The following is a 21,630-nucleotide window of genomic DNA, read 5'->3' on the forward strand; positions in this document are numbered from 1 at the left end:
ATTATTTGTTTTCGGCGGGATCGACGTGCCGCGCGAACAGGATCAGCACGCCGGACAGGAAACACGGCACCGCGCCGAACCAGAGCGCCGCGTGCAGCCAGTCGCCGCCGTGGCTGAGCATGTAGGTGACGCCGACGCCCGCGAGGATCGCGCCGATGGGGCCCATCGCGTGGACGATCGAACTGCCGGTGCCGCGAATGGCCGTGTGATAGCTCTCGCCGATGAAAAACAGCGCCGCCGAATACGGTCCGATCAGGAAGAACAGCCCGAGGCTGTATAGGGCGACCACGACGCCCGCGCTGCTCGGCCCGAACAGCATGCCCGCGAAAGCGAGCCCCCCGCACATCCAGCCGATGGCGAGCGTGTTGCGCCGCCCGATCTTGTCGCCGATGAAACCGTGGCTCAGATAGCCGCAATAGCCGATCACGTTCGACAGCACGAGAATCAGGAGCGAGTTTTCGAACGACACGTTATGTACCTGCGTGAGCACCGTGGTGCCGAGCACGCTGAACACCTGAATGGCCGACCAGTTCAGCAGAATGCCGCCGCCGAGCACGAGCGTCGCACGCAGCGCGCTGCCTCGGAACGCTTCGGCGAGACCGGCGCGGGCGTGCTCTTCGTAATCGACGGAATGGGTGCTCGCGAGCGAGCGCGCTTCGCCGTCCTGCCCTGCTTCGCGCAACTGCTTGATGCGCTTGTGCAGCAGGAATTGCGGGCTTTCCTTGAGCCGCCGTGTCATGAAGAAAATGACGATGGCCGGAAACGTCGCGAAGATGAAGCAGCCCTGCCAGCCGATGCGTGGCAACAGCAGCGCCGTCAGGCCCGAGGCGATCAGCGCGCCGATCGGCCAGCCGCCTTGCACGAGGCTATATATGAAGCCCTTGTTGCGATTGAGCTTCGGATCGTTCGCGGCCGAATACAGTTCGTTGAGATATGTCGCGTTGACGGTTTCCTCGGCGTAACCGAGACCCGACAGCGAGCGGATCAGCACCAGCGGCACCTGTCCCATCGCGCCGCCGACGACGGTCAGGCCCGAACATACCGCCGCCCCCGCGACCGTCCACAGGAGTCCCGCCTTGCGGCCCAGCCTGTCGAGTAACGGCCCGATGGCGAACGCGATCACCGCCGTGCCGATGGCGACCAGCGTGGCGATCTCCGCCTGCGCCGCCGCGTCCCAGTTGTAGTGCTTGCCGATTTCCGGCAACAGCGTGCCGAACAGAATGAAGTCGTAGACCGCAAAAACCCAGGCGAAGAACGCGACGACCGTCGCCCGCTTCACATCGGACGGCAGGATCTGTTCGAGCCTGAAGCCCGAAGCAGATAACGGATTCTCTTTCATCGTGTTGCTCCTCTGGAGCTCGGGAGTGGACATGGTCGGGACTCGTGTCGGTCGGTTTGGGGGCGAGGTCAGGACTGGCGGGGATGACGCCGCAGGAAGTCATCGGCGATTTCGTCGCAGGTGCAAAAGCGCACGCCCGCGTGCTTGCGCAAGTGCGCGATCAGGCGTTCGAGCATCAGCAGCACCTGCGGCCGGCCGGAGACGTCGGGATGGATCGTGATAGGGAACACCGCGTAATCGTGTTCGCGGTATACCCAGTCGAACTGGTCGCGCCACATTTCCTCGATATGACGCGGATTGACGAAGCCGTGGCTATTGGGCGCTTTCTTGATGAACATCATCGGCGGCAGGTCGTCGAGATACCAATTGGCGGGAATTTCGACGAGATCGGTTTCGCGGCCGCGTTGCAGCGGCTTCATCCATGTGTCGGGATGCTTGCTGTAGTCGATCTTCGTCCACGAATCGCCGACGCGCACGTAGTACGGGTGAAAGTCGTTGTGCATCAAACTGTGGTCGTACTTGATGCCTTTCTTCACCAGCAATTCGTTGGTCACGTTGCTGAACTCCCACCAGGGCGCGACATAGCCGGTGGGCCGCTTCCCGCTCAGCTTCGTCACCAGTTCGATGCTGCGGTCGAGCACCGCTTCTTCCTGCTCGGGCGTCATCGCAATCGGGTTTTCGTGGCTGTAGCCGTGGATGCCGATTTCATGTCCCGCGTCGGCAACCGCCTTCATCTGCTCGGGAAAAGTTTCGATCGAATGTCCGGGAATGAACCACGTCGTCCTGATCTTTTCGCGTTCGAAGAGCTTCAAGAGACGCAGCGAACCGACTTCGCCCGCGAACAGGCCGCGCGAGATGTCGTCGGGCGAATCCTCGCCGCCGTATGAGCCGAGCCAGCCCGCCACCGCATCCACGTCGATGCCGAATGCGACCAGAATTTCCTTAGCCATCTTGATGTTCTCCTTTGAGCGATTGAGCGATTCAGTTCAGGCCGACCGTCTGCTCGACGGCCAGCGCGAGCGCGATGAGCGCATCGTCGTCGTTTTGTGCGCGCATGAGTTGCACGCTGGTGGGAAGGCCCGTCGCGTCGACGCCCGTGGGCATCGCGAAGGCGGGTGTATCGAGGAAGCTGCCGGGCATCGTCATCGACAGCGTCTCGAGGTTCACGCGGGCGAAGCGTTCCGGATCGGCTTCAAGGGACGCGCATTCCGGCGCAACGTGCGGCAGCGTCGGAAGGAGCAGCGTCGCGCCCGCGAGTTCGTCGCCGAACCGGGCGATGAGACGCTCCCGGTCCGCGAGCAACTCGCCGAGACGCGATGAAGGCACACCGCGGCTTAGTTCCAGTCGCGTGCGCACGCGCTGGTCGATGCGCTCGGCATCGGCGGAATCCAGCACGCCGCGGTACGTCTCGAAGGCTTCGAGCGATCCGAACCAGCCGCGCTCGCCAATGAGATCGCAGGCGGCGTCGAAGGCGACGACCGGCGCCTCGTCCATGCGCGCGCCGGCTTTAGCCAGTCGAGCCAGGAAGCGCATGAAGTTGCCCGCGACTGCGTCGGTCACCGCGAAACGCGCCTGCCATCCGGTCGGCACGACGAAGCGCTGGCCACGCAGGTCGCGCAACGCGCCAACGGCTTCGCGGCCACGTACGACGGCGTCGAAGGCGGCGCAGTCGGCGGCTGTACGGGCGAGCGGGCCGATGGTGTCGGCGGACCGTGACAGGCCGGTCATGCCCTGCTGCGCATAGCGCGCCCGGCTCGCGCGGTAGCCGACGACGCCGTTCAGCGCGGCGGGCACGCGGATGGAGCCGGCGGTATCGGTGCCGACGGCGATCGGCACGACGCCCATCGCTACCGCGATCGCCGAGCCCGACGACGAGCCGCCCGGCGCGCGATGCCCGCCACCCTCGACGGTTGCGTCGAAGGCGGGATTGAAAGGCGTGCCGAAGTGCGGGTTCAGCCCAAGGCCCGAGTACGCGAATTCACTGAGGTTCGTCTTGCCGATGCCGACCAGTCCCGCGCGCACGCTCGCCGCGACCAGTGGCGCATCTACGGTTGCCGGAGCGCGGGCGCGGAACAGCGCCGACCCCGCCGTCGTGACGCTGCCCGCGATATCGAACAGGTCCTTCCAGGCGATCGGCACGCCGTCGAGCGCGCTCGCGGGGCATCCGTCGCGCCAGCGCGCGGCTGCGGCGCGGGCTTCATCGAGTGCGCGGGCTTCGTCGATGGAGACGAAGGCGCTGTTTGCGTCGCGCGCGGCGGCGAGCGATTGGCGCACGACCTCTTCGACATTTGCGCTTCCGTCCGCATACGCGGCGGCGAGCGTTACGGCGGACGCTGTTTGGGCAGGCTGAGTCGGCAATCGAAGCTCCTCGACCAAAATGTATTTCGTCAACAACATCCGTTTACGATGCAAACGCCAAAAAAAAACGGCAACCGAGGGATTACCCTTAGTTGCCGCTGGCGCCCTGCGTCGCGGATCGGTAGGGCTTCCCAGGCCGATCGGGCGGCGATCCGTCCATGCGCGAAGATATATTCGGTGGTTAGAACGGGCGCGATTTGGGCAAGGTTCCTCACGGGCCGGGCCAGGCGCCTGCAAAGAGAGTCAAATCGAAAGGAAACCTTAAGGAGACGGCAACGTGGTTTGGCGGCAAGAGCGAACTGCTCTCTCTCTCATTAAGCGACATTGCCCCGACGAGGTAATGCCCGCCTCCAGCGACCATCGCACGCTGCGCAAGAACAGCATCGTTTATCGGCCTGACGAATCGAGCGAGCATGTCTATCTGCTCAAGAGCGGCAGCGTCAGGCTTTACCGTTCGACCGAGGACGGACAGGATGCCGAAGGAGTTCGACGAAGACATCGAGCCGAAGCGGATCGACGCCATCGTGCATTTCGCGGCCATTGCGCGCCTTCTCGTCACGACGGACAACGAGGTGTTCCGCATTGCCGTGATGGGCACGTACAACATATTCGATGCGGCATCGAAGTACGGCATCCGCAAGGTGATCGTCGCCTCCAGCGAGACGACGTATGGCGCAGTGTTCGCGCGGACAGCTATGCCACATCGAAGTCATCAACGAAGTCACGGCGAAGGCGTTTCATGTGCGCACGGGAGCGGACATTTACTGCCTTCGCATTGGCCACGTGCCTGTCCGCGAGCCGAGAAGATCTCTTCGCACTCAGTCTGTGCCCGCCACTATGCAAATGCCTGGCGCGTCGTATTAACAAACCAATCCGACGCATCTTTTATGGCGCTCCAAGCCATCGCGAAGCGTTTCCATAGCAGCGCTTCTCATCCGCCGCTGCGGCCGGGTTTGTCGTCACCGATCCATTGATCAATTCAGGATCAAAGCTGCCCCCGGCCCGTGCCGCGGCAGCACACGCGTCGGAAGCATTCACGCAACTTTGAGCAAGACTCGAGGCGCCCTGTGCTGACCGCGAAGTGCGAATCGCCCGATGGCTTGTCACACACGAGACATATCGACCGCGATATGGCTCGCGCAATTTCCCTTGCTACCAATCCGAAGCCGATATTTAATAGCGATGGATTCCTCACGTCTTTTTCAAGGTGCTCGTCGCATCGGGTGCGCGCCACGCTCGACGCACGCTATTGCTCTAGCGACACCTCATTCAATGCTAACTCCCGGCGCCTATATTTCGTTGCATCCGAAGCACGAACGAAGGGAGCAACAGCGTGGACAACCCATTCGACGACGATCAGGGCACGTTCCGTGTCCTGATCAACGAATCGCAGCAGCGCTCGCTCTGGCCCGCTCATCTCGACGTTCCGGACGGCTGGACAGTGGAGTATCCAGACAGTTCGCGCAGGCAATGCCTGGACTACATCGAACAGAACTGGACTGCACGGTCCTGATGATTCTCGATCTGGGAGTGGGAAATGGCCAAGCACATTGTGAAAGTGATCGACCTTGTTCCGGGACGCAGCGTACAGCTTCCGTCCATCGATAATGAAACGCTCGGCCGCGGGCAATTCTGGAGCGACTATGTCTGTGCTCAGAAACCCGTTGTCATCAGGCGGGCTGTGCGCAACTGGCCCGCTCTTCAGAAATGGAATGCACCGGGTTATCTGGAAGCATTGACGGATAGCGAAGTCGGCGTCTCCGATGCGTTCAACGCCTCGCCCACCGGCCTCTGGTATGCAAATCTCCCGAAGCTGAAACTCGGTCAGGCCATCACGCGTCTGCGCAATGCAGGGCCGGACGAGACACATGCGATTCGCGCGTTGCCTATTCCGGCGGAATGGAAGCCCGATCTCGGCCATTACGATTTTCTCGAAGCAGAGCGCGATCGACCGCCGCGCGCCTACGCGCAAGACCGGCTCTTCATCTATCGGAATGCTTCAACCGAATGGCATTACCATACGACCGACGAGACGCTGACCACGCAACTCATCGGGACCAAGCGCATTTCCATGTTCAAGCTGTCCAGCGAAGACTGGCAGGCGTATGCCGTGCCGATCAAGTCCAATCTTCATCACATGGATGACAGCGCGCGCTTTTTTCCCGCGGATGGTGCACTGACGAAGTTCGAAGCGACGCTTGCGTCCGGCGACGTTCTCTATATTCCGCCGTTCTGGTGGCATGGCGTCGATCCCGCCGATAGCGATTTCGGCATCACACTCGCTCATTGTTTCAGAACGCCGCTCAATCGCATCGGTTCATTGAGCGATCCCGCCGTGAAAGACGTCATCCACGCGCAGCAAAGCGCGATGCTCGCGTTCCGCATGAGAGCGTTCGTCGCCCTCGGTTCGCTATCCCGACTCGTGACTTCGTGAGTTTCATATCCGCACCCGCGGACGATCGAGGCGCATTTTCGTCCCTCCTCGCCGCCGGATCAGTCTGACGAACACGCAGGGATCTGTGCCAGGTGGACCCGCGCGCGAACGCGCGTGCGCTTCTTCCACCGCGTTCTGGTGACCCTGTCCTTGACCATCGCTTTCCAGAGCACGCGCGTGCTCTCAACTACGGATCGACGCCATGCACGGTTTTCCCATCACGCCTGCTCAATCGGGCATCTTCTTTCGGCAGCAATTCGATTTGCACGATCCGCGCTTCAATCTGGCGCAACTCACGGAGATCATCGGGCCGCTCGATGTCGATGTGCTTCAGGCTGCGCTGCGGCAAACCGTCGACGAAGCCGAAGGCATGCGCGTGCGCCTGCTCGTCACCGACGGCTTGCCGCGTCAGATCGTGCCCGATGAGCCGTTGCACTTCACGCTGCGCGTCGTCGATGTAAGCGACGCACCCGATCCGCTGGAAGCGATCGATCGCGATGTGCAGACCGCGCTCGCCACGGCATTCGATCTCGGTCATTGGCCGCTATTCGATGCGCAGCTTTTTCAGGCGAGCCCCACGCGCTTTTTCTTCTTTCAGCGGATTCACCATGTCGCGTTCGATGGATTTTCGTTCCTGCTTTTCACGCAGCGGCTCGCAGCCGTCTATTCGGCACTGATCGAAGGACACGATCCCGCGCCGTCCGGCTGGGCGCCCCTTGCCAATCTGCTCGACAGCGACGCAGCGTATCGCGCATCCGGCGCCTTCGAAAGCGATCGGCAGTTCTGGCAGGAATACATGGAGGATTGCCCCGAGCCTGTGATCCTCTCGGCGTGCATGGCGCCCGAGCCGATGCCTGCCCACGCGTATTCGCAGGCGAGCGCGCAAATCCGTCTATCGCCCGACACGACCGCGCGCATGCGCGAGATGGCCGCACGCAACGGCACCACCTGGCCGCAAATCATGACGGCGGTGATGGCCGCCTACGTCGCACGTCTGAGCGGCCAGCCCGAAGTGGTGCTTGGCTTGCCCGTCACCGCACGCGTCGGGCGTCTGGCGAGAAGCGTGCCGGGCATGTTGTCGAATGCGCTGCCGTTGCGCGCGATCGTCGACGAACGCACGACCATCGTCGATCTTCTCGATGCCGTGTCACGGCAGAGCCGCCGGGTGCTGCGTCATCAACGCTATCGCGTGAAAGATATCCGGCGCGATGTGGGCCGCATCGAAGCCGACAGGCCGCTTTTCGGTCCCACCGTGAACATCATGCCGGAGTACAGCCGCGCGCTGAACTTCGCGGGCTGCCTCATCGGCTCGAATCGCTCGTTCTATGGCACGCCCGATGATCTCGCGCTGATCGTGCATGACCAGGGCGATGAACTCGGCATCGAATTGATGTTCGATGGCAATCCGTTGCTCTATACGCCCGAGTCCGTGGATGCGCACGCGCGCCGCTTCACGCGTCTCCTCGAACAAGTGCTCGATCAGCCCGATGCGCCGCTGCATACGCTTCAGCTTGTGCTGCCAGAAAGACAGGCGCTGCTCGAACGCTGGAACGACACAGCCGCGCCGTATCCCGAGCATGAGTGTATTCATCGGCTTCTGGAGCAGCAGGCCCGGTTCACGCCCGACGCCGTCGCACTCGTCTGCGATGGCGCATCGCTCACGTTTGCGCAGCTCAATGCGCGTGCGAACCGGCTCGCGCATCGGCTGATCGCGCTCGGCGTGCGTCCCGAAGATCGCGTCGCGTTGTGTATGGAGCGCGGCATCGGCGCAATTGTCGCGTTGTTCGGCATACTCAAGTCGGGCGGCGCGTACATTCCGCTCGATCCGGCTTATCCGGGGGAGCGCCTGAGTTACATACTCGGCGATGCCTCGCCCCTGTTGCTGGTCGCCGATGCGGCGGGCCGTCACGCGCTCGGTGATATCGGTGCGCTTGCGGTGCTCGATCCCGATGCATCGCTCGACGATGCGCTGCCGCAAACCGATCCGCATGTGCCCGGCCTCGCCTCGCATCATCTCGCGTATGCGATCTACACGTCCGGGTCGACCGGCAAGCCCAAGGGCGTCATGGTCGAGCATCGGCATGTGATGAATCTGCATCATGCGTTGCAATCGACAGTGTTCGCGCATTGCACGCCGCATGCTGGCGTTACGCTGAACGCGAGCATCGCCTTCGATGCGTCCGTGCAGAACCTTACCGCGTTGCTGTCCGGACATCGACTCGTCGTCGTTCCCGCCGATGTGCGCACCGACGCGATGGCGCTCGTCGATTTTCTCGATACATCTGATATCGACGTTTTCGACTGCACGCCGACGCAACTCGAATCGCTGTTCTCCGCTGGTCTGCTCGAACGACGGCAAACGCCACTGACCGTGCTCGTCGGCGGCGAACCACTCACCCCGCAGACGTGGAGCCGTCTCGCGCGTGCACAAGGCATACGCGCGTTCAACGTCTATGGTCCGACCGAGTGCACGGTGGATGCGACCTTCGCGGAGATCACGCACGAACAGGCGCAACCGGTCATCGGCAAGCCGCTCGCCAACACGCGCACCTATGTGCTCGACGCGCGGCGTCGCGTGGTGCCGCCCGGCGCCGTGGGCGAACTGTATATCGGCGGCGCGGGTGTTGCGCGCGGCTATCTGAATCGTCCTGAGCTCACGGCCGAGCGCTTTCTCGACGATCCCTTCGTGCCGGGCGCGCGCATGTACCGCACCGGCGATCTCGCCCGATTTCATCTCGACGGCAACATAGAATTCCTCGGACGCAACGATCTGCAGATCAAGATTCGCGGCTTTCGCATCGAGCCCGGTGAGATCGAGACGCAGATCGCGAGTCATCCGGCGGTGCGCGATGCCGTGGTGATTGCGCGTTCGCGCACGCCCGGCTCGCAGGATCAGCAACTCATCGCCTACGTCACCGCGCGCGATGAATTCGGCATCGATGCAAGCGGCTTGCGCGAGCATCTGAGTTCGCGTCTTCCCGACTACATGACGCCCGCCGCGTTCGTCACGCTCGATGCGCTGCCGCTTACGCCGAGCGGCAAGCTCGATCGCCGCGCGTTGCCCGATCCGCAAGCCGACGCCTTCGCGCTGCGTCCCTTCGAAGCACCGCAAGGTCGCACCGAAAGCGCGCTCGCCGATCTGTGGGCTGAGCTGCTGGGCATCGAACGTGTCGGCCGGCATGACAATTTTTTCGCGCTCGGCGGCCACTCGCTGCTCGCGGTGACGCTCATCGAGCGCTTGCGGCGCATCGGGCTGCAAGCGAGCGTGCGCGATCTCTTCGCGACGCCCGTGCTCAGCGCATTCGCCGATGCCATCGATTACGCCGCGCCGAAGTCCGACATCGTCGTGCCGCCCAATGCCATCACGGCCGCGAACAGCGCCATCACGCCGGACATGCTGCCGCTCATCGCGCTGACGCAGGCGGATATCGATCGCATCGTCGATCAGGTGCCTGGCGGGATCTCCAACATTCAGGATATCTATGCGCTCGCGCCGCTGCAGGAAGGCATCCTGTTTCATCACATGCTCACGACCGAAGGTGATCCGTATCTGCAAACGGCTCGCCTCGCGTTCGACAGCCGCGCCCGTCTCGATGCATGGGTCGATGCGTTGCAACAGGTCGTCGCGCGGCATGACATTCTGCGCACCGCGTTCGTTCACGAAGGCGTGACGACGGCAGCGCAGGTCGTCCTGCGTCACGCGCCCGTGACGATCGTTGAGGTCGACGATCTGACGCATCGTTTCGATGCGCGCACGCAGCGCCTCGATCTCGCTCGTGCGCCCTTGATGCAGATCGCGATCGCACGCGAGGCGTGCGGTGATCGCTGGCTGATGCAATTGAACTGGCATCATCTGATCGGCGATCATGCGACGCTCGAAGTCATGCATGCGGAAATCGGCGCGATTCTCGATGGCCGCGCGCACGCGTTGGGCGCGGCGCAACCATTCCGCGACCTCGTCGCGCAGGCCCGGCTCGGTGCGAACCGTGAAGCGCAGGAAGCCTTTTTCCGCGACACGCTCGCCGATGTCAGCGAGCCCACGTTGCCGTTCGGCTTGACCGATGTGCATCACGACGGCTCGGCCGTCGCCGAAGCGCACATCACGCTGCCCGCAGAGCTAGATGCACGTCTGCGCGCGCAGGCCCGGCATATCGGCGTGAGTCTCGCGAGTCTCTGTCATCTCGCGTGGGCGCGCGTGTTGAGCGCGGGGAGCGCGCTCGATTCCGATGGGCGCGTCGTATTTGGCACCGTGTTGCTCGGACGCATGCAGGCGGGCGTCGATCAGGCGCTCGGGCTCGTGATCAACACCTTGCCGGTTCGCCTCGACATCGACGACGCTTCCGTCGCGGACAGCGCGCGTCTTGCGCATGACCGTCTTGCCGCGCTGCTGCAGTATCAGCATGCCCCGCTCGCGCTCGCTCAACGGTGCAGCGGCGTTGCCGCGCCCGCGCCGCTCTTCAATGCGCTGCTCAACTATCGTCATAATCGCGCATCCGACGAACGGCACACCGCCTTCGATGGAATCGAACTGCTCGGCGCCGAAGAGCGCACGAATTATCCGCTGACGCTGTGCGTCGACGACAACGGCGATAGTCTCGGCCTCATCGCGCAGACCGTCGCGCCGCTGTCGCCCGAACAGCTCTGCGGATATATGGCACAGGCGTTGTCGAGCCTTGCGCAGGCACTCGAAGAGGCGCCGCAAACGCCGGTGAACCAGCTCGATGTCGTGCCGCCCGAGACGCACGACTTGCTGGTGAAGACATGGAACGATACGGCTTCGTATCCATCGGACATGTGCATTCATCAGCTCTTCGAGCAGCAGGCGAGGCGCGTGCCCGACGCGGTCGCGCTCGTCTTCGAAGATCAATCCATGACCTATGCGCAACTCAACGCGCGGGCGAACCGGCTCGCGCATCGTCTGATCGCGTTGGGCGTGGGGCCGGAAGATCGCGTCGCGTTATGCGTTGAGCGTGGCATCGGCATGATGGTCGCATTGCTCGCGATCCTCAAGTCGGGTGGCGCTTATGTGCCGCTCGATCCCGCTTATTCGGGCGAGCGCTTGAGCCACATTCTCATCGACTCGACACCGCGCCTGTTGCTCGCCGATGCCGCCGGCCGCGCGGCGCTCGGCGATACGGGCACGCTCACCGTGATCGATCCCGATGCATCGCTCGACGACGAAATCGGGCAAGACGATCCACTTACAGCCGTCGCTCCGTCGCATCTCGCTTACGTGATCTACACGTCCGGTTCGACCGGCAAGCCCAAGGGCGTGATGATCGAGCATGCGCAGATCGTTCGTCTCTTCGATGCGACGCACGACTGGTTCGGTTTCGATGAACGCGATGTTTGGTGTCTGTTCCACTCGTTCGCCTTCGATTTCTCGGTCTGGGAAATGTGGGGCGCGCTGCGTTATGGCGGCAAGCTCGTGATCGTGCCGCAACAGGTTGCGCGTTTCACGCCCGACTTTATTCGACTCCTTCAGCAGGAACGCGTGACCGTGCTGAATCAGACGCCCAGCGCATTTCGTGCACTGATACAGGCGCAGGAAACGAACGATGCGCCCACCGCGTTGCGTTATGTCGTGTTCGGCGGCGAGGCGTTGAATCCTTCGATGCTGGAGACGTGGTACGCACGTCATTCGGATCGGCAGCCGCGCCTCGTCAACATGTACGGCATCACCGAGACGACCGTGCATGTGACTTATCGACCGCTCGATCGCGAAGACTGCGCGGACAGCCACAGCCCGATCGGCGTGCGCATTCCCGACCTGACGATCTATCTGCTCGATGCGCAACAGCGGCTCGCGCCTGTCGGTGCGGTGGGCGAGTTGTATGTCGGAGGCGCGGGCGTGGCGCGCGGCTACCTCAATCGGCCCGAGCTGACCGCCCAGCGTTTCATCGACGATCCGTTCGTTCCGGGCGCGAGGCTCTATCGTACGGGCGATCTCGGACGGTATCGGCCCGATGGCAGTCTGGAGTTTTTCGGGCGCAACGATCATCAGGTCAAGATTCGAGGCTTTCGTATCGAGCTGGGTGAGATCGAAGCGCAGATTGCCAGTCATCCGGCGGTGCGCGAAGCCGTCGTCATTGCGCGTGCGCGCGATGAAGCGACGCAGGATCAGCAACTCATCGCCTATATCACCGGCGTTTCAGACACCGATACGAGCGATCTTCGCGAGCATCTCAGTTCGCGTTTGCCGGATTACATGGTGCCATCCGCGTTCGTGACGCTCGATGCCTTGCCCCTTACGACAAACGGCAAGCTGGATCGCCGCGCGCTGCCCGATCCGCAATGGCAGAACCTCGCCGTGTATGTCGCGCCGCGGACATCGCTTGAAACATCGCTTGCGGAGTGCTTTGCCAGCGTGCTCGGCCTCGAACGCGTGAGCATCTTCGATGACTTCTTTGCGCTCGGCGGTCACTCGTTGCTCGCGACGCAACTCGTCTCGCGACTGCGCGAAGCCCTGTCGGTCGAACTGTCCTTGCGCACGCTCTTCGATGCGCCAAGCGTCGCGGCGCTCGCCGACGCGCTGGAGGACACGGCTCGTCAACCCGGTGCGCGACCGCCCTTGCAAGCGTTGCCGCGTCCCGTGCAACTGCCGCTGTCGTTCGCGCAGGAACGCTTGTGGTTCCTCGATCAGCTCGATCCGGGACAATCGACGTACAACATACCGGTCGCCGTGCGCCTCTCGGGCTCGCTCGATGTTCACGCATTCGAAACAGCGTTGAACGCACTCGTGGCGCGTCACGAGAGCCTGCGCACATCGTTCGTGGAGCACGACGGCCAGGCAGTGCAATGCATTGCTTCCAGCCTGAAGATCGCGCTGCCGCTCATCGAACTCGATGAACGCGTCGCCGATGAGCAAAGCGCCGAGGTCCTCCGCCTTGCGCAAATCGAAGCCTCACGCGCCTTCGATCTCCAGCATGGACCGCTGCTTCGCGCGCAATTGCTGCGTTTGTCATCCGCTGAACACGTCCTGTTGTTCACGATGCATCACATCGTCTCCGATGGCTGGTCTATCGGCGTGCTCGTTCGTGAACTCGGCGCATGCTATACGGCTGCAGTGCGCAAGGAGCCGGTTGCGCTCCCGCCCTTGCCTGTCCAATACGCCGACTTTACGATATGGCAGCGTGCCTGGCTCGCCGATGCGGAACTGGAGCGTCAGACGCAATACTGGCGCGATCGTCTTGCCGATCTCGCGCCGCTGGATTTGCCTCTCGACCGTCCGCGCCCCGCACAGATCAGCGGACGCGGCGCAACGTTGCCTTTCGCGCTTAGCCCCGCGTCATGTGAACGGCTATATGCGTTCGCGCACCGCGAAGGCGTCACGCCTTTCATGCTGCTGCTTGCCGTGTTCCAGACGCTGCTTGCGCGACTGTCCGGACAGAACGATGTCGCCGTAGGCTCGCCCATCGCCAATCGCACGCATGCGCAGATCGAGCCGCTCATCGGCCTGTTCGTCAACACGCTCGTGTTGCGCACCGATCTTTCGGGGTCGCCCTCGTTGCGTACGTTGCTTGCGCAAGTCCGCGATACGACGCTCGCTGCTTACGCGCATCAGGACTTGCCGTTCGAGAAGCTCGTCGAAGCGCTCGCGCCGGTTCGCGACACCAGCCGCACCGCGTTGTTTCAGGCAATGTTCGTGTTGCAGAACGCACCCGCGGAGCCGCTCGCCTTGCCCGGACTCACGCTCGAGTTGCTGCCGCCGGCCGAAGCCGGCGCCAAGTTCGATCTCACATTGGACCTGACTCATACGCAAGACCATCTGACCGGCAGCCTGAACTACGCTACCGACCTGTTCGACGAACGCACCATCGCGCGCTTCGGCGAGCGCTTCGCGCGCTTGCTCGAACAGGCGCTCGATCAGCCCGATGCACCGCTCTTTGGGCTCGAGCTCGTGCTGCCCGAGGAACACGCGCTCCTCGAACGATGGAACGACACGGCAACGGCCTATCGCGACGATGTCTGTATTCAACAGCTCTTCGAAGAGCAAGTCCGGCGCACGCCCGATGCGCTCGCGCTCATCTTCGCGGATCAGTCGCTCACGTACGCGCAGCTCGATGCGCGTGCGAACCGGCTTGCGCATCGGCTGATCGCGCTGGGCGTGCAAGCGGAAGATCGCGTCGCGTTCTGCATGGCGCGCGGCATCGGCGGAATCGTCGCGTTGATGGCGATACTGAAGGCAGGCGGCGCGTATGTGCCGCTCGATCCTGCCTATCCAGGCGAACGGCTGACGCATATCCTCACCGATGCGATGCCTCGTCTGCTCATTGCCGATGCCGCCGGTCGCGAAGCATTGGGCGACACGGGTTCGCTCACGGTCATCGATCCCGATGCAGCGCTCAACGACGCGTTCCCGCAGCACGATCCGCGCCCGAACGTCGGGCCGAACAACCTCGCTTACGTGATCTACACATCGGGTTCGACCGGCAAGCCCAAAGGCGTTGCGATCGAGCACGGAACGCTCGTCGCGTCCACCTTCGCGCGGCACCGGTTCTATGAGCGCGCATCGAACGAACGCTTCCTGCTGCTGTCGTCGCTCGCTTTCGACAGCTCCGTCGCGGGCCTCTTCGGCACGCTCACGAACGGAGGCTGTCTTGCGCTCGTAGATCTCGATACCGCGCGAGACCCGGACGCGATCATCCAACTGGTGCGGCATCGCGACATCACGCGTGTGTTGTGCGTGCCGTCGCTCGGCCAGGCCATTCTCGACAGCATGTCGTCGAGCGATGCTCATAAGCTCCGCGAGATCATCGTCGCGGGCGAAGCGTGCCCGCCGGGACTCGCGAAGCAAAGCTCGACGCTGCGCCGACCGGTCGCGCTCTACAACGAATACGGTCCCACGGAAGCGACGGTTTGGGCGACCGCGTATCGGTGCCTGCCGGAAGAGTCGAACCCGGTGCCCATCGGCCGTCCCATTGCGAACACGCGCATTTATCTGCTCGATGCCGAGCGCCGCTTGATGCCTGTCGGCGCCGTGGGCGAACTCTATGTCGGCGGCGCGGGTGTTGGGCGCGGCTATCTGAATCGTCCCGAACTCAGCGCCGGGCGCTTTCTCGACGATCCCTTCGTACCGGGCGGGCGCATGTATCGCACCGGCGACATCGCACGCTATCGCGCCGATGGCAACATCGAATTTCTCGGACGCAACGATCATCAAGTCAAGATTCGCGGCTTCCGCATCGAGCTCGGCGAGATCGAAGCGCAGATCGCCAGTCATCCGTCGGTACGCGAGGCCGTCGTCATCGCGCGTGCGCGGCATGAAGCCACGCAGGATCAACAGCTCATCGCGTACGTCACCGGCACGGACGAGATCGATGCAAGCGTGTTGCGCGAACATCTTGCATCGGGCTTACCCGATTACATGGTGCCCTCGGCCTTCGTCGTGCTCGATGCCTTGCCGCTGACGCCCAACGGCAAGCTCGATCGTCGCGCATTGCCCGCCCCGCAGTGGCAGGACCAGGCCACCTATGTCGGGCCGCGCACATCGCTAGAAGATGCGCTCGCGCAATGCTTTGCCAGCGTGCTCGGCCTCGAACGTGTCAGCGTGTTCGATAACTTCTTCTCGCTGGGCGGCCATTCGCTGCTGGCCACGCAACTCGTGTCGCGCGTACGTCAGGCGCTTTCCATCGAGTTGCCGCTGCGTGCCTTGTTCGATGCGCCGAGCGTTGCCGCGCTTGCCGAAGTGCTTGCGCTCGACGAACCTTCCCGCGTCGCGAGCGCCTTGCCGCCTTTGCAAGCACGCGAGCGGCCCGCTCGTCTGCCGCTGTCCTTCGCGCAGGAACGTGTGTGGTTCCTCGAACAACTCAATCCGGGACAATCCGCCTACAACATTCCGGTCGCGGTGCGTCTGAACGGAGCACTCGATGTGCCGTCATTCGAAACCGCGCTGAACGCCCTCGTGGAGCGTCACGAAAGCTTGCGAACGACGTTCGCGCAACACGACGGACAGGCCGTGCAATGCATCGCGCCGCACTTGCACATCGCGCTGCCGGTCATCGCGCTCGATGCGCTCGCTTCCGATGCACAAGCCGCCGAACTGCGTCGACTCGCGCAGGATGAAGCCACGCGCGCATTCGATCTTCAGCGCGGTCCTTTACTTCGTGCGCTCTTGCTGCGTCTTGCGCAACACGAACATGTCTTGCTGTTCACGATGCATCACATCGTCTCCGATGGCTGGTCGACGGGCGTGCTCGTGCGTGAACTCGGCGCGGGCTATGCGGCTGCATTGCGCAATGAACCTCTCTCACTGCCGCCACTGGCCGTGCAATACGCCGACTTCACCTTGTGGCAGCGCGATTGGCTGGCGGGTGCCGAACTCGAACGTCAGACGCAATACTGGCGCAATCAGCTTGCCGAACTCGCACCGCTGAACCTGCCCGCCGATCGCCCACGTCCATCGCAAATGAGCGGACGCGGCGCGAGCGTGCCATTCGCGGTGAGTGCCGCGTTGTGCAATCGGATCGACGCGCTTGCGAATCGGGAAGGCGTCACGCCTTTCATGCTGCTGCTCGCCGTGTTCCAGACGCTGCTTGCGCGGCTATCCGGTCAAAACGACGTCGCCATAGGGTCGCCTATCGCGAACCGCTCGCATGCGCAGGTCGAGCCGCTCATCGGCCTGTTCGTCAACACGCTCGTCTTGCGCGCCGATCTTTCGGGATCGCCGTCGCTGCGTGAATTGCTCGCGCAAGTGCGTGGAACGACGCTCGCCGCTTACGCGCATCAGGACTTGCCGTTCGAGAAGCTCGTCGAAGCGCTCGCGCCGGTTCGCGATACCAGCCGCACGGCGTTGTTCCAGGTGATGTTCGTCCTTCAAAATGCGCCGATGGAGCCGCTCGCGCTGCCCGGCCTCACGCTGGAAGTAATGCGCCCCGCCGATGCTGGCGCGAAGTTCGATCTCACGCTGAACCTGACGCAAACACAAGATCATTTGCGCGGCACGCTCGCATACGCGGCCGACCTGTTCGATGAGCAAACGATCGTGCGCTTGGGCGAACGCTTCACGCGTCTGCTCGAACAGGCGCTCGATCGACCCGATGCGCCCTTGCATGCGCTCGAACTGGTGCTGCCCGAAGAGCATGCGTTGCTCGAACGATGGAACGACACGACCGCGGCGTATCCCGAAGATGTGTGCATCCATCGTCTGTTCGAACAACAGGTTCGACGCTTGCCTGAAGCAATCGCGCTTGTATTCGAAGACGAATCGCTCACATACGCCGAACTCAATGCGCGCGCGAATCGGCTTGCGCATCGGCTGGTCGCGCTCGGGGTCCGGCCGGAAGATCGGGTCGCGCTGTGCATGGAGCGAAGCATCGGCATGATCGTCGCGTTGATGGCGATACTGAAGGCAGGCGGCGCTTACGTGCCGCTCGATCCGGCTTATCCGGGCGAACGACTGAGCCACATCCTCACCGATGCAGCGCCGCGTCTCCTGCTCGCCGATGCTGCGGGCCGTGAAGCATTGGGCGACACGGGCGCGCTCGTCGTACTCGATATCGATGCATCGCTCGATGACGCGCTGTCACAAGAGAACCCGCAAACGAACGTCGCGGCGCATCATCTCGCCTACGTCATCTATACCTCCGGCTCCACCGGCAAGCCCAAGGGCGTGATGGTCGAGCATCACCATGTCGTGAATCTGCATTACGCGCTGCAATCAACGGTGTTCGCACGTTGCGCCGCCCGCTCCGGCATCGGCCTGAACGCAAGCATCGCGTTCGATTCTTCGCTGAAGAGCCTCACCGCGCTGCTTGCAGGTCATCGGCTGATCTTGATTCCCGCCGACGTGCGCACCGATAGCGCGGCGCTCATCGAGTATCTGAACAACGCCGATATCGACGTCATCGACTGCACGCCGACTCAACTCGATGTCATGCTCGCCAGCGGCTTGCTCGAGCGTCGACACTCGGAGCTGACCTTGCTTATCGGCGGCGAAGCGATCACGCAACAGACGTGGAACAGGCTCGCGCTAGCTGACCGGATTCGCGCGTTCAACGTCTATGGTCCGACCGAATGCACCGTCGATGCCGCGCTCACGGAAATCACGGCCGATCAGATGCAACCGGTTATCGGCAAGCCGATTGCCAACGCGCGCATCTATCTGCTCGACGCGCACCTTCAGTGGGTTCCGCCGGGCGCGATTGGTGAGTTGTATATCGGCGGCGCGGGCGTATCGCGTGGTTATCTGAACCAGCCCGATCTCACGGCCGAACGTTTCATCGATGATCCGTTCATCGCCGGCGCGCGCATGTATCGAACGGGCGATATCGCGCGTTATCACGCCGATGGCAATATAGAGTTTCTCGGACGCAACGATCACCAGGTCAAAATACGCGGTTTTCGTATCGAGCTCGGCGAGATCGAGACGCACGTCGCCAGTCATCCGTTGGTGCGCGAGGCCGTCGTCATCGCCCGCATGCGGCATGAAAAGACGCTGGATCAGCAACTCGTCGCATATGTCACGGCAACTGGCGATATCGACATTGACGAACTTCGGGAACATGCGAGTTCGCGTCTGCCCGACTATATGGTGCCGTCGGCTTTCGTGCTGCTCGACGCGTTGCCGCTGACGCCCAACGGCAAGCTCGATCGTCGCGCACTGCCCGATCCGCAATGGCAAGACCTCGCCGCGTATGTCGCGCCGCGCACCTTGCTCGAACACACGCTCGCGCAGTGCTTCGCCGATGTGCTCGGCCTCGAGCGCGTGAGCGTCCTCGACAACTTCTTCTCGCTCGGCGGTCATTCGCTGCTTGCTACGCAACTCGTCTCGCGCTTGCGTCAGACGCTTGCGATCGAGCTGCCCTTGCGTACGCTGTTCGATGCGCCTAGCGTCGCCTCGCTTGCCGAAGCGCTTACGCTCGATGCGCCTTCCGATCGCGCGAGCATCTTGCCGCCTTTGCGGACCCGTGAGCGCCCCACGCATCTGCCGTTGTCTTTCGCGCAGGAACGTTTGTGGTTCCTAGAGCAGCTCAACCCGGGGCAGTCTACGTATCACATTCCAGTGGCCGTGCGTCTCAGCGGATCGGTCGATGTTCGCGCGTTGCAGAGCGCGATGGATGCGCTCATCGATCGACATGAAATCCTGCGCACATGCTTCGCCCAACACGATGGTTTGCCGGTTCAACGCATCGCGACGCAAGCACGGATCACCTTGCCGCTGATCGCGCTCGATACGCTCGATGCCGATGCGCAAGCCACCGAAGTCCGCCGCCTGGCACAAGACGAAGCAACACACGCATTCGATCTTGCACGCGGTCCGCTGCTTCGTGCTGGATTGCTGCGCCTGTCTGCGCGAGAGCATGTCCTGCTGTTCACGATCCATCACATCATCTACGATGGCTGGTCGACTGGCGTGCTCGTGCGTGAACTCGGCGCGTGCTACACGGCGGCGTTGTCGAACGCGCCTGCTGCGTTGCCGCCGCTCGACGTGCAGTATGCCGACTTCACCTTGTGGCAGCGCGACTGGCTCGCCGGCGCCGAACTCGAACGACAGACACGCTATTGGCGCGATCGGCTCGAGGGGCTCGCGCCGCTCGATCTGCCGACCGATCGCCCTCGGCCGTCGCACATCAGCGGGCGCGGCGCAAGCTTGCCCTTCGCTCTGAGCCCGGTGCTTTCCGAGCGGCTGATCGGGCTCGCGCAAGGTGAAGGCACGACGCCCTTCATGCTGCTGCTCGCCGTCTTCCAGACGCTGCTCGCGCGTCTATCCGGTCAAACGGATATCGCAGTCGGCTCGCCGATCGCCAATCGCACGCACGCGCAAGTCGAGCCGCTCATCGGCCTGTTCGTCAATACGCTGGTCATGCGCGCGGATCTTTCCGGTTCGCCTTCGTTGCGTACGTTGCTCACGCAAGTGCGCGATACGACGCTCGCCGCTTACGCGCATCAGGACCTGCCGTTCGAGAAGCTCGTCGAAGCACTCGCGCCGGCTCGCGATACCAGCCGTACGGCGCTCTTCCAGGTGATGTTCGTGTTGCAGAACGCACCGGCGGAGCCCCTCGCCTTGCCCGGACTCACGCTCGAGTTGCTGCCTCCGTCCGAAGCCGGCGCGAAGTTTGATCTCACGTTGAAGCTCGCGCACACGCAAGGGCGCTTTGCTGGCAGCCTGAGCTACGCGTCCGATCTCTTCGACGAGCGCACGATTGCAAGGCTCGGGGAACGCTTCGAGCGCCTGCTCGAACAGGCGCTCGATCAACCCGATGCGCCCCTGCATGCGTTCGAGATCGTGCTACCCGAAGAGCACGCAATGTTCAGGCGATGGAACGATACCGCCGCTGCGTATCCCGAGCATCTGTGTATCCATCAGCTTTTCGCTCAACAGGTGCGACGCTCGCCCGATGCAATCGGGCTCGTCTTTGAAAACGAGTCGCTCACGTATGCGCAACTCGATGCCCGCGCCAACCGGCTTGCCCATCATCTCATCGCGCTTGGCGTCGAACCAGAGCATCGCGTCGCGTTGTGCATGGAGCGCGGCATCGACATGATCGTCGCGTTGATGGCGATACTCAAGGCAGGCGCTGCGTATGTGCCGCTCGATCCCACCACGGTAGCGGAGCGTCTCAGGTACATGCTCGACGACGCCGATGTATCGCTGCTCGTGACTCAGACATCGCTTCTCGACGGTCTTTCAGATGTCGCGCGGGACGTGCCGATCGTCTGTCCTGACAAGGACGCGAGGCGTGTCCAAGCATGTCCCGATATCGAACCCGCCATCGACATGCATGCGCACTGCCCGGCTTATGTGATCTACACGTCCGGCTCGACCGGCAAGCCGAAGGGCGTCGTATTGAGTCATCGGAATCTCTCGAACTATTTGAGCGGCGTGCTCGCGAGGATGAACGTTCGAGCGCAGTCGAAGATGGCACTTGCTTCGACCATCGCGACCGATCTGGGCAATACGATTCTGTTCGGTGCGCTGGTCGCGGGCCACGAGCTGCATGTGCTGTCGAACGAGCGCACCACCGATAGCTATTTGTTCGGGCAATACATGCGTCAGCGCGGCATCGATGTTCTCAAGATCGTGCCCGGACATCTGCGCGCGCTCGTTGACGTCACGCTCGACACCGCCCCGGCATTGCCGACGCAACTGCTCGTGCTCGGCGGAGAAGCGACGCGCGCCGACTGGATCCGTCGCGTGCAGGCGCTGAAGCCCGGCATGCGCATTCTCAATCACTTTGGGCCGACCGAGACCACCGTGGGCGTGTTGACGCATGCCTATCACGACGCCATCGCATACGGCATGTCGATTCCCATCGGGAGACCGCTTGCCAACACGCAAGCCTACGTGCTCGATGAATCCTTGCGTCCTGTGCCACTCGGCGTGACGGGTGAGTTGTATATCGGCGGCGCAGGTCTGGCGAGTGGCTATCTGCGACGCTCGGCGCTCACCGCTCAGCGCTTCGTCGCCAATCCCTTCGAATCCGGCGAGCGCATGTACCGCACGGGCGATCTCGCGCGTTATCGTGCCGATGGCAACATCGAGTTCCTCGGCCGCAAC

At 62.9% G+C, this 21,630-nt stretch carries 6 protein-coding genes and 2 pseudogenes; 5 read left to right on the forward strand and 3 right to left on the reverse strand.

Annotated elements, in window-relative coordinates:
* Position 1 precedes the first annotated feature (1 nt).
* The 3 genes from NCR38_RS33740 to NCR38_RS33750 are packed head-to-tail and all read right to left on the reverse strand — an operon-like array spanning position 2 to position 3,697.
* Entirely contained in the window at positions 2–1,372 is a 1,371-nt protein-coding gene (locus tag NCR38_RS33740) for an MFS transporter (RefSeq protein ID WP_250478519.1), read from the reverse strand.
* 35 nt (positions 1,373–1,407) lie between these two features.
* A complete protein-coding gene (locus tag NCR38_RS33745) occupies positions 1,408–2,289 on the reverse strand; it encodes a polysaccharide deacetylase (RefSeq protein WP_061117030.1) in 882 nt (293 codons plus the stop codon).
* Between the two features lie 31 nt (positions 2,290–2,320).
* On the reverse strand, positions 2,321–3,697 hold the full coding sequence (locus tag NCR38_RS33750) for an amidase family protein (protein WP_250478520.1): 1,377 nt from the start codon (positions 3,695–3,697) through the stop codon (positions 2,321–2,323).
* A 299-nt stretch (positions 3,698–3,996) separates the two neighbouring features.
* On the opposite strand from NCR38_RS33750, the pseudogene NCR38_RS33755 reads away from it, so the two are divergent.
* The 5 genes and pseudogenes from NCR38_RS33755 to NCR38_RS33775 all read left to right on the forward strand — a co-directional run.
* Positions 3,997–4,172, forward strand: a pseudogene (locus NCR38_RS33755) (cyclic nucleotide-binding domain-containing protein); the annotation flags it as partial.
* A 1-nt stretch (position 4,173) separates the two neighbouring features.
* Positions 4,174–4,483: pseudogene (locus NCR38_RS33760) on the forward strand (NAD-dependent epimerase/dehydratase family protein); the annotation flags it as partial.
* Positions 4,484–5,030: 547 nt separating this feature from the next.
* On the forward strand, positions 5,031–5,210 hold the full coding sequence (locus NCR38_RS33765) for an MbtH family protein (RefSeq protein WP_061117032.1): 180 nt from the start codon (positions 5,031–5,033) through the stop codon (positions 5,208–5,210).
* 24 nt (positions 5,211–5,234) lie between these two features.
* Positions 5,235–6,131, forward strand: a complete 897-nt coding sequence (locus tag NCR38_RS33770) for a cupin-like domain-containing protein (protein WP_061117033.1) — start codon at positions 5,235–5,237, stop codon at positions 6,129–6,131.
* Positions 6,132–6,333: 202 nt separating this feature from the next.
* The coding region (locus tag NCR38_RS33775) for a non-ribosomal peptide synthetase (RefSeq protein WP_250478521.1) at positions 6,334–21,630 on the forward strand (15,297 nt) is incomplete at its 3' end.

Source organism: Caballeronia sp. INML1 (assembly GCF_023631085.1).
Lineage (GTDB): Bacteria > Pseudomonadota > Gammaproteobacteria > Burkholderiales > Burkholderiaceae > Caballeronia > Caballeronia turbans.

What these genes read in the sequence shown, in the direction of transcription:
- NCR38_RS33740 (WP_250478519.1), bottom strand. Translation starts at nt 1,372, where the DNA reads ATGTCCACTCCCGAGCTCCAGAGGAGCAACACGATGAAAGAGAATCCG.
- NCR38_RS33745 (WP_061117030.1), bottom strand. Translation starts at nt 2,289, where the DNA reads ATGGCTAAGGAAATTCTGGTCGCATTCGGCATCGACGTGGATGCGGTG.
- NCR38_RS33770 (WP_061117033.1), top strand. Translation starts at nt 5,235, where the DNA reads ATGGCCAAGCACATTGTGAAAGTGATCGACCTTGTTCCGGGACGCAGC.